Source organism: Microbacterium sp. HMH0099 (assembly GCF_049384025.1).
In the GTDB taxonomy this organism is placed as follows: Bacteria; Actinomycetota; Actinomycetes; order Actinomycetales; family Microbacteriaceae; genus Microbacterium.
This window is the reverse complement of sequence record NZ_JBMRJR010000002.1, coordinates 505,243-522,446: the sequence shown is the minus strand read 5'-3', so window position 1 is coordinate 522,446 and position 17,204 is coordinate 505,243. Positions and strand designations below refer to the sequence as shown.

Here is a 17,204-nt window from a genome sequence, read left to right as displayed (position 1 = left end):
GACGAAGGCCGCCCCCGAGAAAGAGGGCGGCCTTCGTCATGTCGGGCGGTGACGGGTCAGGCGCCGGCGCGCAGACCCTCCACGGTGTAGTCGATCGCGCCGATGAGCTTCCGGACGTCCTCCGGCTCGATCGACACGAACGTGGCGACGCGCAGCTGGTTGCGTCCGAGCTTGCGGTAGGGCTCGGTGTCGACGATGCCGTTCGCGCGCAGGCTCTTCGCGACGGCCGCTGCGTCGACGGACTCGTCGAAGTCGACGGTCACGACCACGGGGGAGCGGTCCGCGGGGTCCGCGACGAAGGGCGTGGCGACGGCGCTGCCCTCGGCCCACTCGTAGAGCGCCGAGGAGGACTCCGCCGTGCGCGCGCCGGCCCACGCGAGGCCTCCGTTGTCGAGGATCCAGCCCAGCTGGTCGTCGAGCAGCAGCAGCGTGGCGAGCGCCGGGGTGTTGAGCGTCTGCTGCAGGCGCGAGTTGTCCACCGCGTTCTTCAGGCTGAGGAACTCGGGGATGTAGCGGTCCGACGCGGCGATCCGCTCGATGCGCTCGAGCGCCGCGGGCGAGACGGCGGCGTACCAGAGGCCGCCGTCCGAGCCGAGGTTCTTCTGGGGCGCGAAGTAGTAGACGTCGGCCTCAGCCACATCGAAGTCGATGCCGCCGGCGGCGCTGGTCGCGTCGATGACCGTCAGGGCGCCGTCGTCGCCGTGGACGCGGCGGACGGGGGCGGCGACACCGGTCGAGGTCTCGTTGTGCGGCCAGGCGTAGACATCCACGCCCTCGACGGCCTCGGCGACGGCGGACGTGCCGGGCTCGGCGCGGCGGACGTCGGGGGCCTGCAGCCACGGGGCGCCGGCGGCGGCGGCGAACTTGCCGCCGAACTCGCCGAAGACGAGGTTCTGGCTGCGCTTCTCGATGAGGCCGAAGGCGGCGGCGTCCCAGAACGCGGTGGACCCGCCGTTGCCGAGGATGATCTCGTACCCGTCGGGCAGGCGGAACAGCTCGGCCAGACGCTCGCGCGTGCTGGCGACGAGGTCCTTGACCGGGGCCTGACGGTGCGAGGTGCCGAGGATGGTGGCACCCCGGGTGACGAGCGCCTCGAGCTGCGCACCGCGCACCTTGGAGGGGCCGCACCCGAAGCGGCCGTCGGTGGGCAGGAGTTCGGTGGGGAGGTCCACGTGCGGCATGGCTCGATTCTAGGACGCACGCCTCGGCCGTCCCGCCTTCATGTCGGGGCGGGTCGGTAGGCTGGGAGGACTTGCCGCGCGACGCCGAGGGAACCCCCGAATGACCGATCTGATCGACACCACCGAGATGTATCTGCGCACCATCCTCGAGCTCGAGGAGGAGAACATCGTTCCCCTGCGGGCGCGCATCTCCGAGCGCCTCGGGCACTCCGGTCCGACCGTGTCGCAGACCGTCGGGCGCATGGAGCGCGACGGTCTCGTCGTCGTGTCCGAGGACCGCCGGCTCGAGCTCACCGACGACGGCCGTCAGAAGGCGGTCGACGTCATGCGCAAGCACCGTCTCGCCGAGCGGCTGCTCAGCGACGTCATCGGCCTGGACTGGGCCTACGTGCACGACGAGGCCTGCCGGTGGGAGCACGTGATGAGCGAGCAGGTGGAACGCCGCCTCGTCGAGCTGCTCGGGCACCCCACCGAGTCGCCCTACGGCAACCCCATCCCCGGCCTCGACCAGCTGGGCGACATCCCCGGCGCCACCTTCGAGGAGGGCGTCGTCGGTCTGGTCAAGAAGCTCAACGAGGCCGGCCAGCCCATCTCCGGCACCGTCCGCCGGCTCGCCGAGCCGGCGCAGGTCGACCCGGAGCTCCTGCAGCAGTTCAAGGCCGCCGGCGTCGTCCCCGGGGCCCGCGGCGAGTACCGCTTCAACGAGGGCTACGTCCTCGTGCAGATGGACGAGTCCGAGGAGGGGCTCGAGCTTCCCGTCGAGGTCGCCTCGCACATCTTCCTCGTGGCCGACGCCTGACCCGTTCGCGCACGGGCGGTCGGGGGAGTTCTCCGCCGGTCGCCCTGCAACCCGAACGGTCCCTGGGGAAAGCGTCGGGTGCGTGACATGTTCGTTATATTCGGGTAGCCTCAGAGGGTCCACAGGCGAGAAGCCCGCCGTCGGACCCCTCGCAGTCTGCCTCATCGGCTCGTCGTCTGCAGAGGGTGAAGCCCGCATCGTGCCCCATCGAGTGCTGACGAGCCAGCGTGTGACCGCGCAGAGGCGCCGGAGGAACTTTGGCTGAACACACCGATCCCGTCGAGGGCCTGCCCGAGGTCCCGTCGACGGGTCTGACCCGCAGAGCGCGCACCACCGCCGCCCGCTCGACCGCCGCACCGTCCCGCGAGCGCCGCGCTCCCGCGACGAGCGCCCCCGCTTCGCCCCGCACCCCGCGGCGCGGCGCCAAGCCGCTGCGCAGCGCCGTCATCCTGTCGATGGTCGCCGGCCTCGTCGCGACGGTCGCCATCCCGGCGTACGCCGCGTCGCTGCCCTCGGCCGACACCATGACGCTGCAGCAGATGTCGGCCCCCGACAACCAGTCGCTCGTGGTCGCGTCCGACGTCTCGGCGCAGACGCTCGACCGCAGCAGCTACTCGGCCACGACCGCCGAGGAGATCCAGAAGAAGAAGGATCAGGAGGCCGCCGCCGCCGCTGCCGCGGAGCGTGCCCGCGAGGCTGCCGAGCGCGCCGCGCAGGCGGCCACCAGCGCGCCGACCAGCGTCTCCTCCGTCGACCTCAACATGACGGCCCCCGGGTCGGGCGAGGTCCGCTGGCCCCTGTCGAGCTACACGCTCGGTCGCGGCCTCTGGGACTCCGGCTACCACCAGGGCGTCGACCTCCTCGCGCCCGGCGGCCAGCCGATCTTCGCCGCCGCCGCCGGCGTCGTCCGCGTCTCCCAGGAGAGCTACGGCGGCTACGGCGTCGCCGTGACGATCGATCACGTCATCAACGGCCAGCGCGTGTCGACGCTGTACGGCCACATGACCTACGGCAGCCGCGTCGTCCAGTCGGGTCAGACGGTCGCCGCCGGTCAGCTGATCGGCCTCGTCGGCTCCACCGGCAGCTCGACCGCCAACCACCTGCACTTCGAGGTGCACATCAACGGTTCCGTGGTCGACCCCTACGCCTGGCTGCAGCAGAACGCGAGCTGAGCCCGCCAGACCTCGACGGCGTGTCGGAGACATGAGTTCTCCGACACGCCGTCTTCTGTTTCCCGACGCGTCGGACCCCGGGCGTGTCGCAGTGGGTTAGCCTGTCCTCGACGTCGGGAGAACCGGAGGGACCGCCGATGGACGACATGCCTCGCATCCGCACCATGGATGCGCTCGGGCTGCTCGTCCTCCGGCATCGTGTGAGCGGATGCCGCGGGATCGCCGCGACCTCCAGGGCGCTGTCTGTGTGACAGCGCCCTTTTTCATACCCCTGCCGCCCCTCCCGCCGTCGCGAGTCGAACATCCGAGAAGCCGTCTCGGCCATTCGAGAGGACAGGAAATGCGCACTCTTGTGCTGAACGCGGGATACGAACCGCTGGCCGTCGTGTCGTTCAAGCGAGCCCTCGTGCTCGTGATGAACGAGAAGGCCACCGTCGTCGAGTGCATCGACGGCGATCCGGTGTGGACGGCCGCGTCCACGTACGATCGCCCGGCGGTGATCATCCTGACGCGCTATGTGCGCGTGCCCGGTGCCCGTCGCGTCCCCGTCACCCGTCGCGGGGTGCTGCGACGCGACGCCCACCGCTGCGCGTACTGCGGCAAGGCGGCATCCACGATCGATCACGTCCAGCCGCGCTCGCGCGGGGGCAAGGACACGTGGGAGAACCTCGTGGCCTGCTGCCTGCGGTGCAACAACGTCAAGGGCGATCGGACCCCGGCCGAGATGGCGTGGGAGCTCCGGCTCGTCCCGGGCCCTCCCCGGGGATCCTCCTGGACGGTGCGCGGGGTGGACAAGTCGGACCCGCGCTGGGAGCCGTACCTGGCTCTGGCCGCCTGACCTCGCCCGCCGCGTCCGAGGGACCCCCTGTCCGTCGACGTCGGCGCCGAGTGGCGGTGATCCGTCGGTCGACGTCCGTCCGGACACTCGAGGCGCCGGGCCGGCGGGTGATGTGATGAGGGCATGACACGCGCTCTCCTCGTCATCGACATGCAGCAGGGATTCGACGACCTCGCCTTCTGGGGCGCCACGACCAACCCCGACTGCGAGGAGAACGTCGCCGCCCTGATCGCGCACTGGCGTCGCACCGGTGAGCCCGTCGTCGTCGTCCGGCACGACTCGGTCTCGCCCGGGGCCCCGCTGCATCCGTCGTCGCCGGGCAACGCCCTCGTGGCCGCGGTCGCGGCTGCCGAGGCGGACGTCCTCGTCACCAAGCAGGTGAACTCGGCGTTCTACGGGGAGCCCGACCTCCACGCGTGGCTGGGGGAGCGCGGCATCCAGGAGGTCGTCGTCTGCGGCATCCAGACCAACATGTGCGTCGAGACGACCGCGCGGATGGCGGGCAACCTCGGTTACGACACGACGGTCGTGCTGGATGCCACGCGCACGTTCGACCTGGACGAGGAGGTCGCGGGGGTCGGTCGCGTCACGCGGACGGCCGCAGACCTCATGGCCGGGACCGCGCTGGTCCTGCAGGGCGGCGGGTTCGCGCGTGTCGTGCGGACCGCGGACCTGGTCTGACGACGGCCGTGCGGGGACGGATCACGACGATCCCGGTCCTGTCTGCGAAGCGGGCAACCGAGCCCGGCCGGGCTCGATAGGGTCGGAGGAGAACCGTCGTCTGCGGAAGGATCGATCCCGTGACCTCTGAACTGCCACGCGACACCCATGACCGCACCGGTCTGATGGACACGCCGCCGGAGGAACGGTTCGACCGCATCACGCGACTGGCACAGGACCTCTTCCAGGTCGACTTCGCGCTGGTGAACATCGTCGGAGACGACACGGTCTACACGAAGTCGCAGCCGCCCGGACCGGCCATCGGTCATTCCGCCCCCGAGGACGTGTTCTGCGCCGAGACGATCCGGCAGAACGGCGTCCTGGAGATCCGCGACGCCGCGGCGGACGACCGGTACCGGGACCGCAAGGCCGTGACCGACTACGGCATGCGGTTCTACGCCGGTGTGCCGCTGCGCACTGACGACGGCCAGGCCGTGGCGACCCTCTGCCTGCTCGACGACACCCCGCGCACCCTCGACGGCGACCAGCGCGCCGCCCTGCAGCGCTTCGGGGCGTGGGCGCAGGCGGAACTGCGGCAGAGCGAGCCCGGTCCCGACGAGGCCGCCCCGGCGACGTCGCCGGAGACGCACCAGGAAGACCTCGGCAGCGAGGTGCACCTGGCCTCCCTCGCCATCCCGCACGGCGCGGTGAGCGGGGACCGCAGCGGCTGGATGCAGGTGGGCGGCCGCGTCGTGGTCACCCTCGCCGACGTCATGGGCAAGGGCGAGATCGCCGGTGGATTCGCCGACGAGCTGCTCCGGGCGATGCAGGAGCGACGCGACATGGACCCGGTCGGGGCGCTGACCTCCGTCGAGAGCCAAGCCGGTGCGGACCGACGGTTCCGCGACACCTTCGCCACCATCTTCCACGCCGTCATCGACACGCGCGCCGGCCGGCTGGACTACGTCGACGCGGGCCACGGGCTCTCGCTCGTCCTGCACCCGGACGGGAGCGACGAGCGCCTGAGCTCGCGCAACCTCCCGCTGGGCCTGCGTCCCGCCGACATGCCGTGGGAGGCCGGCTCGTCGGCCGTGAGCCGCGGCGACCTCATCGTCTCGGTCTCGGACGGGGCGCTCGACGCATACGATTCGACCCTCGAGAGCCTCCGCCTCATCGGCGAGGACCTGCGTCGCGCCGCCCGCGCCGACCGCTTCTTCGAGGAGCTCGCGGTGCGGGTGTCCACGCACGCCGTCGACGACGACGTCACCGCCGTGGTGGTGGCGATCCACTGACCCCGGGATGCCACCGGCTCCGAGGCCCGGTGGCATCCCTTCTCCGCCCGCTCAGCGGGGGATGACGGAGAACAGGACCTTCTTGCGCACCATCAGCAGGATGATCGCGATGACCGCCGTATGGATGAGCGTGCCCTGCCAGAGGCTGGCGCGGTCGAGTCCGGGGATGTTCGAGACCGCCAGCACGAAGAACACGTGCACGATGAACACGTACAGGCTCGCCTGGCCGAGGGGGATCCACAGCCAGCCCATGCTCTTCTCGAGCGGTTTCCACGCCACCGTCAGCACCGCGTAGCTGCAGACGAGGACCAGAGGCAGGTCGACGAGCCGGCCCCAGTCGAGGAAGATGCGCTGGTAGCCCGAGTCGTACAGGCCCGTGTAGAGGTCGGCCGGGAACGGGGTCGGGGTGAACCCGTAGGTCTCGCCCGCCCAGAGGTAGACGAGGAACCCCGCGTATCCGACGACGAAGACACCGGTGACGATCTTGCCGGGCAGCGTCGTCAGCGCGCGGATGATCTGCCGGCGGTGATAGCCGATGACGAGACCGTGGGTGAACAGCACCTGCCAGATGAACAGCGGGAAGACCGCCTCGAACTGCGACGGCAGACGCGGGTACTCCGGGACGAAGACGTGCAGCAGGTACAGCGCCCAGCTGCCGGCGAGCACCACCCACCAGAGTCGGCGCCGGATGAGCCACATGAGCGCCGGGTACGCCAGGCTGAGGACGACGAACAGCCCCATGATGTTGAACGGCCACGGGCCCATCTCGAGCAGCAGCAGCTGCCGGACGGCGTACCAGGGCGGCGGGTAGTCCAGCAGGCGCTCGCCGTTGGGGTACAGGTCGTACACGCGGCCGGAGTCGCCCGTGCCGCCCTCGCCGGTGCCGCGGTCGGTGAACGTCGTGATGCTCGTCGCGTCGATGAAGGGGACGAAGCCGAGGGCGAAGATCAGCAGCACGACGGCCAGCGCCACGATGTACTGCTTGCGGGCGCGGGCCCACGCCCCGACCGCCGCGGCCCACTCGCCGCCCCGCTTGATCGCCGCGGGGAAGACCATGCCGAGCACGATGCCGCTCAGCAGGACGAACAGCTCGGCGCCGGTGATGGCCCCCACGGCTTTCAGCGCGGCGTAGGCGTACGGGCTCGTGACCTCGATGTGCGTGACCACGACGACGACGATGATGAACCCGCGGATCATGTCGATGCGCAGGTCCCGGCTCGCGGACGTGTCGTCGTACCGCCACTTCGGGAACAGCCGTCCCACGATCCCGGAGGCGAGGAAGGCCACGGCGAGCACGGCCGCGCTGCCGGTGATCCAGTTCATCTCGTCGTTGGCGGGGGCGGCGTCCTCGCGCACCTGCACGGTGGTCGCGGAGCCCTCCTGCGGGGTGATCACCTCGGTCACGGGACCCCAGCGGATGAGACCGGATGCCACCAGGTCCGAGCGCAGCGCGGCGGCCAGCTCGCCGTCGGCCGTGGCGCGCCAGTCGACCTCGCGGTCACCGGCCTCGGCCTCGGGCCGGACGGTCTCGAGCCACGTGACGGTGTCGATGCGCGGGTGGGCGGGCAGCTCCGCCAGGACCTGCCGCCACCACCCCTGCTTGACGGCCAGGTCGGTGTCGCCCTGGCGGGCGAAGTCGTACAGGGCGCCGGTGTCGAGGACCATCGGCAGGCCCTCGTCCACCGCGAAGCGGTCGTAGAACGACTCCTGCGGGGACGTCGTGTAGCCCCACCGCTCGTCCAGCCGCCCGGCGACCTCCCCCTCGGCGGGGGCGGTGTTGGTCTCCAGCGGCACGTCGCGTCCGGCGGCCGCGGCGGCCTCGCCCTTGCCGAAGTAGTACATCGTCAGACCGACGTGGTCCACGGCATCCCGATCCGGGAAATAGGGGCCGTAGGGGTCGTCCGCCTCGGTGAGCAGACCGTCGCCGTCGGTGTCGAGGACGCGCAGGTCCCGTGCCGACAGCGCGTCGAGCCGTCCGTCGGCGCGCTCGAAGGGGTATCCCGCGCCGTACGACGGCGCCCACACCGTCTCGGCGTCGGAGGATCCGGCGTGGACGGCGTCGGCGACCTGCTCGAAGGCGCGGACGTAGGCGGTCGGCTGCTGACCCCAGCTCTGCCAGGACCCGTTCATCTCGGGCGCGAAGCGCACCAGCTGCCGCGTGCCGTACTGCGTCGCGTAGTCCTCCAGCTGCGTGTTGAGGGCGGCGGCATCCGTCCCGCTCAGGCGCGACAGCTCCACCGTGGGCTCGAGCGTGAGCATGAGGGCGGCGCCCTGTCCCGCCACCTGGAAGGCGGCGCGCTGCCACTCGGCGCGCGCCCGGTCGTCGAGGGGGTAGGGGATGCGGACGGCGTAGACCGCGGGGGTCTCGCCGAGGCGGTCGCGGTAGCCGTCGGGGCCGTCGTCGCCCCAGTTCAGCTCGGGTCCGAAGCGCACGTCGCCCGTCGCCGCGGTCGTCCGGTCGTCCGTGGCGGCGGTCGCCGGTCCCGCACCGAGCAGCGCCGCGGCTCCGACGAGCGCCAGTGCCGCAGCGAGTCGTCTCACCGTGTGTCTCACGCGCGCTCGCTCTCCAACCGCCAGACGTTGCGGTCGCCGACCCGCTGATAGCGCAGGCGGTCGACCCCGGCGCGGGCGAGAGCCAGTCCGCGGCCGCTCTCCTGGTCGACGTCCGCCATCGTCGGGGCGCTCAGGTCGACGTCCACCGGGTCGGCGTCGTCGGACACGGTGGCCGAGACGGTGCGGGCGTCGGCCGTGAGCTCCACGGTGAACCGGCCCGGCCCGCGGTGCGCGGGCGCGTGCTCGACGACGTTCCCCGCGATCTCGATCACGGCCGTGTCGAAGCCGAACCGGACGCGGGGCTCGACATCGCCGACGTCGAGCCACCACGCCGAGAGCGCGTCCAGGACGAGCTCGATGCTCCCGACCTCGACGGCGAGATCGAGAGAGCGCCGAACGGGGATCTCAGTCACGCAGGGCCTCGTCGACGGTGGCGCGCGGGCGGAGGACGCGGTCCAGGTTGGTCAGGCCGAGAACCATCGTGACCTGTTCGGTCGGGGCGGCCAGCCGCAGGTCGCCACCGGACTGGCGGGCGGTCTTCAGGCACGCGACGAGCGCGCCGAGGCCGGACGAGTCGATGAACTCGGTGGCCGAGAGGTCGACGACGACGACCGAGCCGCCGGTGCGCGCGATCTCGTCGGTGACCGTCTCGCGGAACGAGCGCGCGGAGACCATGGTGAGACGGCCGCGCGGAGCGACGACGGTCGCGCCGTCACGGGAGTCGATGTCGACCTGGAGCATGTCAGAAACCCTTCGGTTCGTGGTCGGAGGCGGAGTACAGCACCGCGCGGATGATGATGCTGAAGACGGCGAGGTCGTAGAGGACCCAGGCGATGTTGACGAACGGGGCGATGCCGTCCGCCTGACCCGCGATGAAGCGGATCGCCACGATGACGAGCGACGCCACGAGCGCGGCCATGACGAAGAGCTGGGGTCTCACGAGGTCCCAGCGCGGGCGGTTCTCGAGGGAGCGCGTCTTCGGGGTGACGGAGAAGGCGAGCGAGCGTCCGCGGTAGACGTTGTCGAACGCGCTGGTGACGGCGCGGATCCACACCGGGAAGAGCGCGAGGGAGTACTGCGCCCCCCGCCAGGTGGGGCGGCCGTTCGCCACGACGATGAAGAGCAGCTGGTTGACGAGGAAGAACGGGATGAACCGGGCGAAGAAGTCGAGGCTGAAGGCCTGGACCGGCATGACCCCGAACGACAGGTTCAGGATGGGGGCGGCGACGTAGACGACGGCGGCGAAGCCCGCCAGGTAGCTCCACATCGTGCCGAAGTACATGATCCGCTGTCCCCAGCCGAGGCTCTTCTGCAGCAGCGGGTTCTCACGGAACATGACCTGCATGGTGCCCTGCGCCCAGCGCAGCCGTTGCGTGAGCATCGTGGGCAGGTCCTCGGGGGCCAGCCCCTTCGCGAGCACCTCGTCGTGGTACACCGACCGCCAGCCGAGACCGTGCAGGCGCATCGAGGTGGCCATGTCCTCGGTCACCGAGATGGTCGCCAGCGGCATGACCGCCTGCGCCTCCTCCTCGCGCCCGACGTCGAACGAGTCCACGAGCATGCTGACCGACTCGACCGCCGCCAGCGGTGACAGGTGCCGGTCGCCCAGGGCGTCGAGGGTCGTCTCGTCGATGGCGGCGAGCGAGGCGGGGTCGCCGGTGATCTCCGCCAGGGCGGCGAGCTCGGCCCGCACGTCGGCGATGTCCTGATCGCTCAGCTCGCGGCGCACGGCCTGGATCCGCTGCTGGAAGGAGTAGGTGAGGTCGGCGAGGGCGTCGCCGCGGGCGATGCCGGTGCGCAGGTCGTCCAGCGCGGTCGAGACGGCGTCCAGCGCCGCAGCCACCCGCGGGTCGGAGCCGAAGTCCCGCCGGGCGCGGGCGAGCACGCGGCGCGAGGAGCGGACGCCCCGGTTCACCGCGAGCGTCACCTCGCCGACGTAGCGGGAGACACCGAGCTGCATGAGCGCCTCGCGACGCAGGATGGCGTTGGAGCCGCAGAAGAACGCGGCGTTCCAGCCGTCCTTGGACTGCTGGATGGGGCCGTAGAACAGCGGCGCCTGGCTGCCGAGCGGGTCGCTCGGGGGCACGTTGACGAACCACTGCGGCGTCTGCACCAGGGCGACCTTCTCGTCCTCGAACCAGCCGAGCGTGCGGTCGAGGATGTCGGGGGAGGGTATCTGGTCGGCGTCGAGGATGAGCAGGAACTCGCCCTCGGTGACCATGAGCGCGTTGTTGAGGTTGCCCGCCTTGGCGTGCCGCGGGCGGTCCCGCCAGGCCTCGGACCGCGTCACGACGCCGATGCCCTCCGCCTCGGCGAGGGCGCGCAGCTCGGGCCGGTCGCCGTCGTCGAGGATCCATGTCTCATGCGGATACCGGATGGCCTTGGCGGCGCGCGCGGTGTCCATGACGAGGTCGAGGGGCTCGTTGTACGTGGTGACGAGGACGTCCACGGTGGCCTGCCGTCGCATCGTGGGGGCATCGTGCCGCTCGCGCAGGCGCCAGGCGCCGATGGCGAACAGCAGCGAGTCGATGAAGCTGTAGGTCTCGGCGAGCACGAGGGGGACCGCGATCCACCACGACTCCCAGTTCACCGAGGCGAGCCAGCGCCAGACGATGTAGTTCAGCCCGGCCAGGACGGCGACCAGGGCGACGATGCGGACGAGGGCGAGTCGACGGACGATCGACGTCTCGCGACGTCGGGCCTCCCGCCGCTTCTCGTCGCGGCGGATCGTTGTCTCGACGACCATGCGCCCTCCTCTTCCACCCCTCATCCTCATAGAAATCTCGCAGCTCTGACAATTAAGCAACGGCGTTGCGAGAAATGGATGCCACCGGCTCGGGGGGCGATGTCGGAGGCCGATCGTATCTTCGACCACAGGGATTGAGAGTGTAGAACACATGTTCTAACCTGTGGGAGTGAGGGCGATCGTGCGAGACCAGGTGCAGGCCGTGCCCGACGTCCACGCGCTGCGGGCGCGGCTCGAGCATATGCAGGGCCGCCGGATGGACGCCCCCGTGCTGCCCACCCACCCCGCGTTCACCGCCCTGCTGCCCGGCGGCGGTCTGCGGTCGGGATCGGCCTACGCCGTCGCGCGGTCGATGTCGCTGCTGCTCGCGCTCATGGCCCGTCCCTCGCAGGACGGCGCCTGGTGCGGGGTCATCGGCATGCCCGAGCTCGGCGCCGAGGCGGCGGAGAAGTACGGTCTCGACCTCGACCGCCTCGTGTTCATCCCCGATCCCGGTCCGCGGTGGCTCGCGGTCACGGCGACGATCGCGGAGGTGCTGCCCGTGGTCGCGGTACGGCCGCCCGCGGGATCGACCGCGGGGCGCGGCGGGGCCGAGACCGCGCGGCTGGCCGCCCGGATGCGCGACCGCGGCACCGTGCTGCTGGTGCAGGGGGCCTGGCCGCAGGCGGAGGCGGTGATCGACGTCGCGGATTCGCGCTGGTCGGGGCTCGGTCAGGGACACGGATACCTGGCGGGGCGCGAGCTGACGGTGTCGGTCAGCAGCCGGCGGTCGCCGAACGCGCGCCGGGCGCGCATGCTGCTGCCGGCGGCCGACGGCACGATCGAGCTGCTCGGCGCCCCGACCGAGCGTCTCGTGCCGCGCCACCGCGACGAGGTGGCAGACTACCGCACCCGGGCGGTGGGGTGATGCAGGCGCCCGCGCGCAGCCTCGTGCTGTGGTTCCCCGACTGGCCGGTCACCGCCCTGCGCCGGGAGGCGACCACGCGGCCCCGCGCGGACGCGGCCATCGCGGTCTTCGAGAAGAACATCGTCACCGCCTGCTCGGCGGCGGCCCGGGCGCAGGGCGTCCGGCGCGGCCAGCGGCGTCGCGACGCCCAGGCGCTGTGCCCCGCGCTGACCGTCGTCGCGGCCGACCCCGTGCGCGACGCGCGGGCGTTCGCGCCGCTCGTCGCGCGCATCGAGGAGCACGCGCCGGGCGTGCAGATCGTCCGCCCGGGGCTCTGCGCGCTGCGGGCGCGGGGTCCGGCGCGGTACTACGGCGGTGAGGAGGAGGCCGCCCGGACGCTCCTCCGGCTGCTGGCGGCCGACGACGTCCTCGACGTCCGCGCGAGCGTCGCGGACGGCATCTTCACGGCCGACCAGGCCGCCCGCACCGCCCCCGACGCCGCGACCGTCCGCATCGTGCCGCCGGGGGAGGCCGGGTCCTTCCTCGCCCCGCTCTCGGTGGCCGCACTCGACGACGACGAGCTCGCGGGGCTGCTGTCGCGTCTGGGCGTCCACACCCTCGGCGACTTCGCGGCCATGCCGGTCAGCCGCGTGCGGGAACGGTTCGGCGAGCGGGGGACGCGGCTGCACGCGCTGGCGGCCGGGTGGGACTCGCAGCCCGTCGTCCCGCGGACGCCCCCGCCCGAGCTGCACCGCACGGTGGCGTTCGAGCCGCCGCTCGACCTCGCCGACCAGATCGCGTTCGGGATGCGCGTCGCGGCGGAGGAGTTCGTCGCCCAGCTGGGGGCGCACAACCTCGTCTGCACCGAGCTGCGGGTCGTCCTGACGGGGGAGCGGGCCGAGCGCAGCGAGCGCGTCTGGCTGCATCCGGGCTCGTTCGACGCGGCAGCGGTGGTCGACCGCGTGCGCTGGCAGCTCGCCGAGGACGGCCAGGGCATCTTCGGCAGCGGAGTCGCGAGCGTCCACATCGAGCCCGAGGCCGTCGACGACGCCGCCCACCACGCCAAGGGGCTGTTCGGCGCCGGTTCCGACGAACGCGTCCATCACGCCCTCTCCCGCGTGCAGGCGATGCTCGGCCACCGCGGCGTCGTCACGCCCGTCATCGGGGGCGGGCGATGGCTCGCCGAGCGGCAGGTCCTCGTCCCCTGGGGGGATCGCGCCGTCACCGCGAAGGACCGCTCGCGGCCGTGGCCGGGCAGTCTCCCCGACCCGCTGCCGGCCACGGTGTACCCCGAGCCGCGGCTGATCGAGGTGACCGACATCGCGGGGGCCACGGTGACGGTGGGGGAGCGCGACGTGCTGAGCGCGCCGCCGGCGGTGCTGGTGACCGGCGGGCAGCGGCGGCGTATCCGGGAGTGGGCGGGTCCCTGGCCCATCAGCGAGCGGGGATGGGACCCGCTGCGGCGGCGGCGGGCGCACCGGTTCCAGGTCGTCGACGACGACGGCGGCGCGTGGCTGCTCGTCGCCGAAGAGGGGGAGTGGCGGGCGGAGGGTCGATATGACTGAGGCATCCGTCCTCCGGACGGCGGTGCGCTGATGGGGTGGCACAACCCGCCGGTCAAGTGGTCCGAGCTCGAGCGTGCGCTCAGCGACACGCAGCGTCCGACGGGAACGCCCGCCGGCGGCGACGGCGGAGACAGTCCCGCATGGTCGCACAAGCGCGGTCCCTACGTGCCGCCGCGCATCCAGCGCCCGGCCGACACGGTGCCCTACGCCGAGCTGCACGCGCACTCGTCGTACTCGTTCCTCGACGGGGCGTCCTCGCCCGAGGACCTCGTCGAGGAGGCGGAGCGCCTCGGACTGCACGCCCTCGCCCTCACCGACCACGACGGCTTCTACGGCATCGTCCGTTTCGCCGAGGCGGCCGAGGCCCGCAGCGTCCGCACCGTCTTCGGTGCGGAGCTGTCCCTCGGCCTGCCCGGACCGCAGAACGGGGAGGCCGATCCGGCCGGATCCCACCTGCTCGTGCTCGCCCGGGGCGAGGAGGGCTACTACCGTCTCGCCGCGGCGATCACCCACGCGCAGCTGACCGGCGCCGAGAAGGGGCGGCCCGTCTACGACCTCGCCGACCTCGCCGAACGCTCCGGAGGTCCCGGCGACCCGCACTGGGCCGTGCTCACCGGATGCCGCAAGGGCACCGTGCGTCAGGCGCTCGCCGCCGAGGGGCCGGCGGGGGCGGCTCGGGCACTCGACGAGCTCGTCGCCCTCTTCGGGCGCGACGCCGTCAACGTCGAGCTGATCGACCACGGCAATCCTCTGGACTCCCGGCACAACGACGTGCTCGCCGCCCTCGCGGCCGAGCGCGGACTGCCCGTCCTCGCCAGCAACAACGTCCACTACGCGGCACCGCAGAAGCAGATGCTCGCGGCCGCCGTCGCGGCCGTGCGCGCCAACCGCGGCCTCGACGAGCTCGACGGGTGGCTCCCCGCCCATGCCGGCGCCCATCTGCGCTCGGGAGCCGAGATGACGGCGCGGTTCGCGCGCTACCCGGGCGCGGTCGCGCGCACCGTGACGCTCGCCGACGAGCTGGCCTTCCCGCTGCGCCGTGCGAAGCCGGCGCTGCCGCGCCAGACCGTCCCCGACGGCCACACCCCCATGTCGTACCTGCGGCAGCTGGTGTGGGATGCCGTCCCCCGCAAGTACCCGAACCTGTCCGACGACGACCGCGACCGCATCGAACGCGAGCTCGCCGTCATCGAGATGAAGGACTTCCCGGGCTACTTCCTCATCGTCTACGGCATCGTGGCCGAGGCCCGACGCCGCGGCATCCTGTGCCAGGGGCGGGGCTCGGCGGCGAACAGCGCCGTCTGCTACCTCCTGGACATCACGGCGGTGGACTCGATCTTCTACCAGCTGCCGTTCGAGCGGTTCCTGTCGAGCCTGCGCGACGAGGAGCCCGACATCGATGTCGACTTCGACTCGGACCGGCGCGAGGAGATCATCCAGTGGGTGTACGCCACCTACGGGCGCGACCGCGCCGCCCAGGTCGCCAACGTCATCCAGTACCGGCCCAAGAACGCCGTGCGCGACATGGCGCGGGCCCTCGGGCACTCGCCCGGTCAGCAGGACGCCTGGTCCAAGCAGGTCGAGCGCTGGGGCGCGACCCTCGAGACGGGGGCCGACCACGACATCCCCGACGAGGTCATCGAGTTCGCGGCCGAGCTGCTGAAGGCGCCCCGACACCTCGGCATCCATTCGGGAGGGATGGTGCTCACCGATCGCCCGGTCGGGGAGGTCGTGCCGATCGAGCACGCCCGCATGGAGGACCGCACGGTCATCCAGTGGGACAAGGACGACGCGGCCTGGATGGGCCTGGTCAAGTTCGACCTGCTGGGCCTGGGCATGCTGGCGGCCCTCCAGTACTGCTTCGACCTGATCCGGGATGCCACCGGCGAGACGTGGGAGCTGTCGACCCTGCCCAAGGAGGAGAAGGCCGTCTACGACATGCTCTGCCGGGCCGACTCGATCGGGGTGTTCCAGGTGGAGTCCCGGGCGCAGATGGGTCTGCTGCCCCGCCTGCAGCCGCGGCGGTTCTACGACCTCGTCGTGCAGATCGCCCTCATCCGGCCCGGGCCGATCCAGGGCGGCGCGGTCCACCCGTTCGTGCGGCGGAAGCTGGGCCAGGAGCCCATCACGTACGTGCACGAACGCCTGCGCCCGGTGCTCGAACGCACGATGGGCGTCCCGGTGTTCCAGGAGCAGCTCATGCAGATGGCCGTCGCCGTCGGCAACTGCTCCGCCGAGGATGCCGACCTGCTGCGCCGGGCGATGGGGTCCAAGCGCGGACTCGAACGCATCGAGCAGCTGCGCGAGAAGCTGTACGCCGGCATGGCCGACAACGGGCTCGTCGGCACGGTCGCCGACGATCTGTACGCCAAGATCCAGGCGTTCGCGAACTTCGGCTTCGCCGAGTCGCACTCGCTGTCGTTCGCGCTGCTGGTCTACGCCAGCTCGTGGATCAAGCTGCACTATCCCGCGGCCTTCCTCGCGGGGCTGCTGCGCGCCCAGCCGATGGGCTTCTACTCGCCCGCCACCCTGACCGCGGACGCGCGCCGTCACGGGGTGCAGGTGCGCCGTCCGGACCTGCTGCGCTCGGGGGTGCAGGCCGGTCTCGAGCCCGTCGCCGACGACGGGCCCCGCGCGGCGACCGGACTCGACGCGTGCGCCGCGGCGCATCAGCCGCCGACGGGGGAGTTCGACCCGACGGCGCCCGACGACACCGACGCCCACCGTCGCGACGGCTCCTTCGTCGTGCGTCTGGGGCTGGCCGAGGTCACCGGGATCGGGACCAAGGTCGCCGAGCGCATCGTCGCCGAGCGCGAGAGCAACGGCCCCTACCGCGACATGCGCGACCTCGTGCGGCGCACCGGGCTCGTCGCCGCGCAGCTGGAGGCCCTCGCCACCGCCGGGGCGTTCGACAGCCTCGGCCACACCCGCCGCGAGGCGATCTGGCTCGCGGGGTCGGCGGCGCAGGACCGCCCGGAGTTCCTGCCCGACTCGCTGGTGGCGGTGCAGCCGCCGCTGTTCACCGACCCGTCCAGCTACGAGGTGCTCGCCTCCGACCTGTGGGCGACGGGGCTGTCCACCGACGACCACCCGATGACGCACTTCCGCGCCGCGCTCGACGCGCGCGGCGTCATCACGTCCCGCGAGCTGCGCACGCACGAGACCGATCGTCGCGTCGAGGTCGCGGGGCTGGTCACCCATCGGCAGCGTCCCGCCACGGCATCCGGGATCACCTTCCTCAACCTCGAGGACGAGCACGGCTTGATGAACATCATCTGCTCGGTCGGCGTCTGGAACAGGTACCGGCGCGTCGCCCGGGAATCCCCGGCGCTCATCGTGCGCGGGATGCTGGAACGCTCCGTCGAGGGCGTCACCAACCTCGTCGCCGACGGCTTCACGGATCTGCGGGTCGGGGTCGCGCACGTCTCGCGGGACTTCCGGTGACGGGTGAAAGCCCGCCCGGCTCCGGGCCGTGCATGGGCGCCCTCACTAGACTCGGGGCTCCGAGACCC

General features: G+C 72.0%; 13 protein-coding genes. 8 read left to right on the top strand and 5 right to left on the bottom strand.

What is annotated here, in order from left to right:
* Window positions 1-56: 56 nt before the first annotated feature.
* Window positions 57-1,181: a phosphoserine transaminase gene (gene serC, locus ACO03V_RS06220; RefSeq protein WP_423136991.1), complete on the bottom strand. Its 1,125-nt coding sequence runs from the start codon at window positions 1,179-1,181 to the stop codon at window positions 57-59.
* A gap of 100 nt (window positions 1,182-1,281) precedes the next feature.
* Here serC and ACO03V_RS06215 point away from each other — a divergent pair, with 100 nt between their 5' ends.
* The 5 genes from ACO03V_RS06215 (at window position 1,282) to ACO03V_RS06195 (ending at window position 5,942) form a co-directional block, all read left to right on the top strand.
* On the top strand, window positions 1,282-1,980 hold the full coding sequence (locus ACO03V_RS06215; protein WP_367726233.1) for a metal-dependent transcriptional regulator: 699 nt from the start codon (window positions 1,282-1,284) through the stop codon (window positions 1,978-1,980).
* A 257-nt stretch (window positions 1,981-2,237) separates the two neighbouring features.
* A complete protein-coding gene (locus tag ACO03V_RS06210; RefSeq protein ID WP_367726234.1) occupies window positions 2,238-3,152 on the top strand; it encodes a M23 family metallopeptidase in 915 nt (304 codons plus the stop codon).
* A 340-nt stretch (window positions 3,153-3,492) separates the two neighbouring features.
* Window positions 3,493-3,990: an HNH endonuclease gene (locus tag ACO03V_RS06205; protein ID WP_367726235.1), complete on the top strand. Its 498-nt coding sequence runs from the start codon at window positions 3,493-3,495 to the stop codon at window positions 3,988-3,990.
* A 123-nt stretch (window positions 3,991-4,113) separates the two neighbouring features.
* Window positions 4,114-4,671 carry a cysteine hydrolase family protein gene (locus ACO03V_RS06200; protein ID WP_423136990.1) on the top strand — a complete coding sequence of 186 codons (558 nt, stop codon included), beginning with the start codon at window positions 4,114-4,116 and terminating at the stop codon, window positions 4,669-4,671.
* 119 nt (window positions 4,672-4,790) lie between these two features.
* Window positions 4,791-5,942, top strand: coding sequence for a GAF domain-containing SpoIIE family protein phosphatase (locus tag ACO03V_RS06195; protein ID WP_423136989.1), 1,152 nt, complete (start codon window positions 4,791-4,793; stop codon window positions 5,940-5,942).
* Window positions 5,943-5,993: 51 nt separating this feature from the next.
* Here ACO03V_RS06195 and opgC read toward each other — a convergent pair whose 3' ends face one another.
* From opgC to ACO03V_RS06175, 4 genes are read right to left on the bottom strand one after another with little or no spacing between them, the layout of a single operon-like run.
* On the bottom strand, window positions 5,994-8,483 hold the full coding sequence (gene opgC / locus ACO03V_RS06190) for an OpgC domain-containing protein (protein ID WP_423136988.1): 2,490 nt from the start codon (window positions 8,481-8,483) through the stop codon (window positions 5,994-5,996).
* A gap of 8 nt (window positions 8,484-8,491) precedes the next feature.
* Window positions 8,492-8,908: an ATP-binding protein gene (locus ACO03V_RS06185; RefSeq protein WP_423136987.1), complete on the bottom strand. Its 417-nt coding sequence runs from the start codon at window positions 8,906-8,908 to the stop codon at window positions 8,492-8,494.
* Window positions 8,901-9,236, bottom strand: a complete 336-nt coding sequence (locus tag ACO03V_RS06180) for an STAS domain-containing protein (RefSeq protein WP_367726242.1) — start codon at window positions 9,234-9,236, stop codon at window positions 8,901-8,903. The genes ACO03V_RS06185 and ACO03V_RS06180 overlap by 8 nt, the downstream gene beginning before the upstream one ends.
* Before the next feature lies 1 nt (window position 9,237).
* Window positions 9,238-11,241 (bottom strand): glycosyltransferase family 2 protein, encoded by a 2,004-nt coding sequence (locus ACO03V_RS06175; RefSeq protein ID WP_367726243.1) that lies wholly within the window; start codon window positions 11,239-11,241, stop codon window positions 9,238-9,240.
* A gap of 181 nt (window positions 11,242-11,422) precedes the next feature.
* Between ACO03V_RS06175 and ACO03V_RS06170 the strand changes: the two genes are divergently transcribed.
* The 3 genes from ACO03V_RS06170 to ACO03V_RS06160 are packed head-to-tail and all read left to right on the top strand — an operon-like array spanning window position 11,423 to window position 17,136.
* Window positions 11,423-12,148, top strand: a complete 726-nt coding sequence (locus ACO03V_RS06170) for a hypothetical protein (RefSeq protein ID WP_423137131.1) — start codon at window positions 11,423-11,425, stop codon at window positions 12,146-12,148.
* Window positions 12,148-13,692 (top strand): DNA polymerase Y family protein, encoded by a 1,545-nt coding sequence (locus ACO03V_RS06165; RefSeq protein WP_423136986.1) that lies wholly within the window; start codon window positions 12,148-12,150, stop codon window positions 13,690-13,692. The genes ACO03V_RS06170 and ACO03V_RS06165 overlap by 1 nt, the downstream gene beginning before the upstream one ends.
* Window positions 13,693-13,722: 30 nt before the next feature.
* A complete protein-coding gene (locus ACO03V_RS06160) occupies window positions 13,723-17,136 on the top strand; it encodes an error-prone DNA polymerase (protein ID WP_423136985.1) in 3,414 nt (1,137 codons plus the stop codon).
* Window positions 17,137-17,204: the final 68 nt, after the last annotated feature.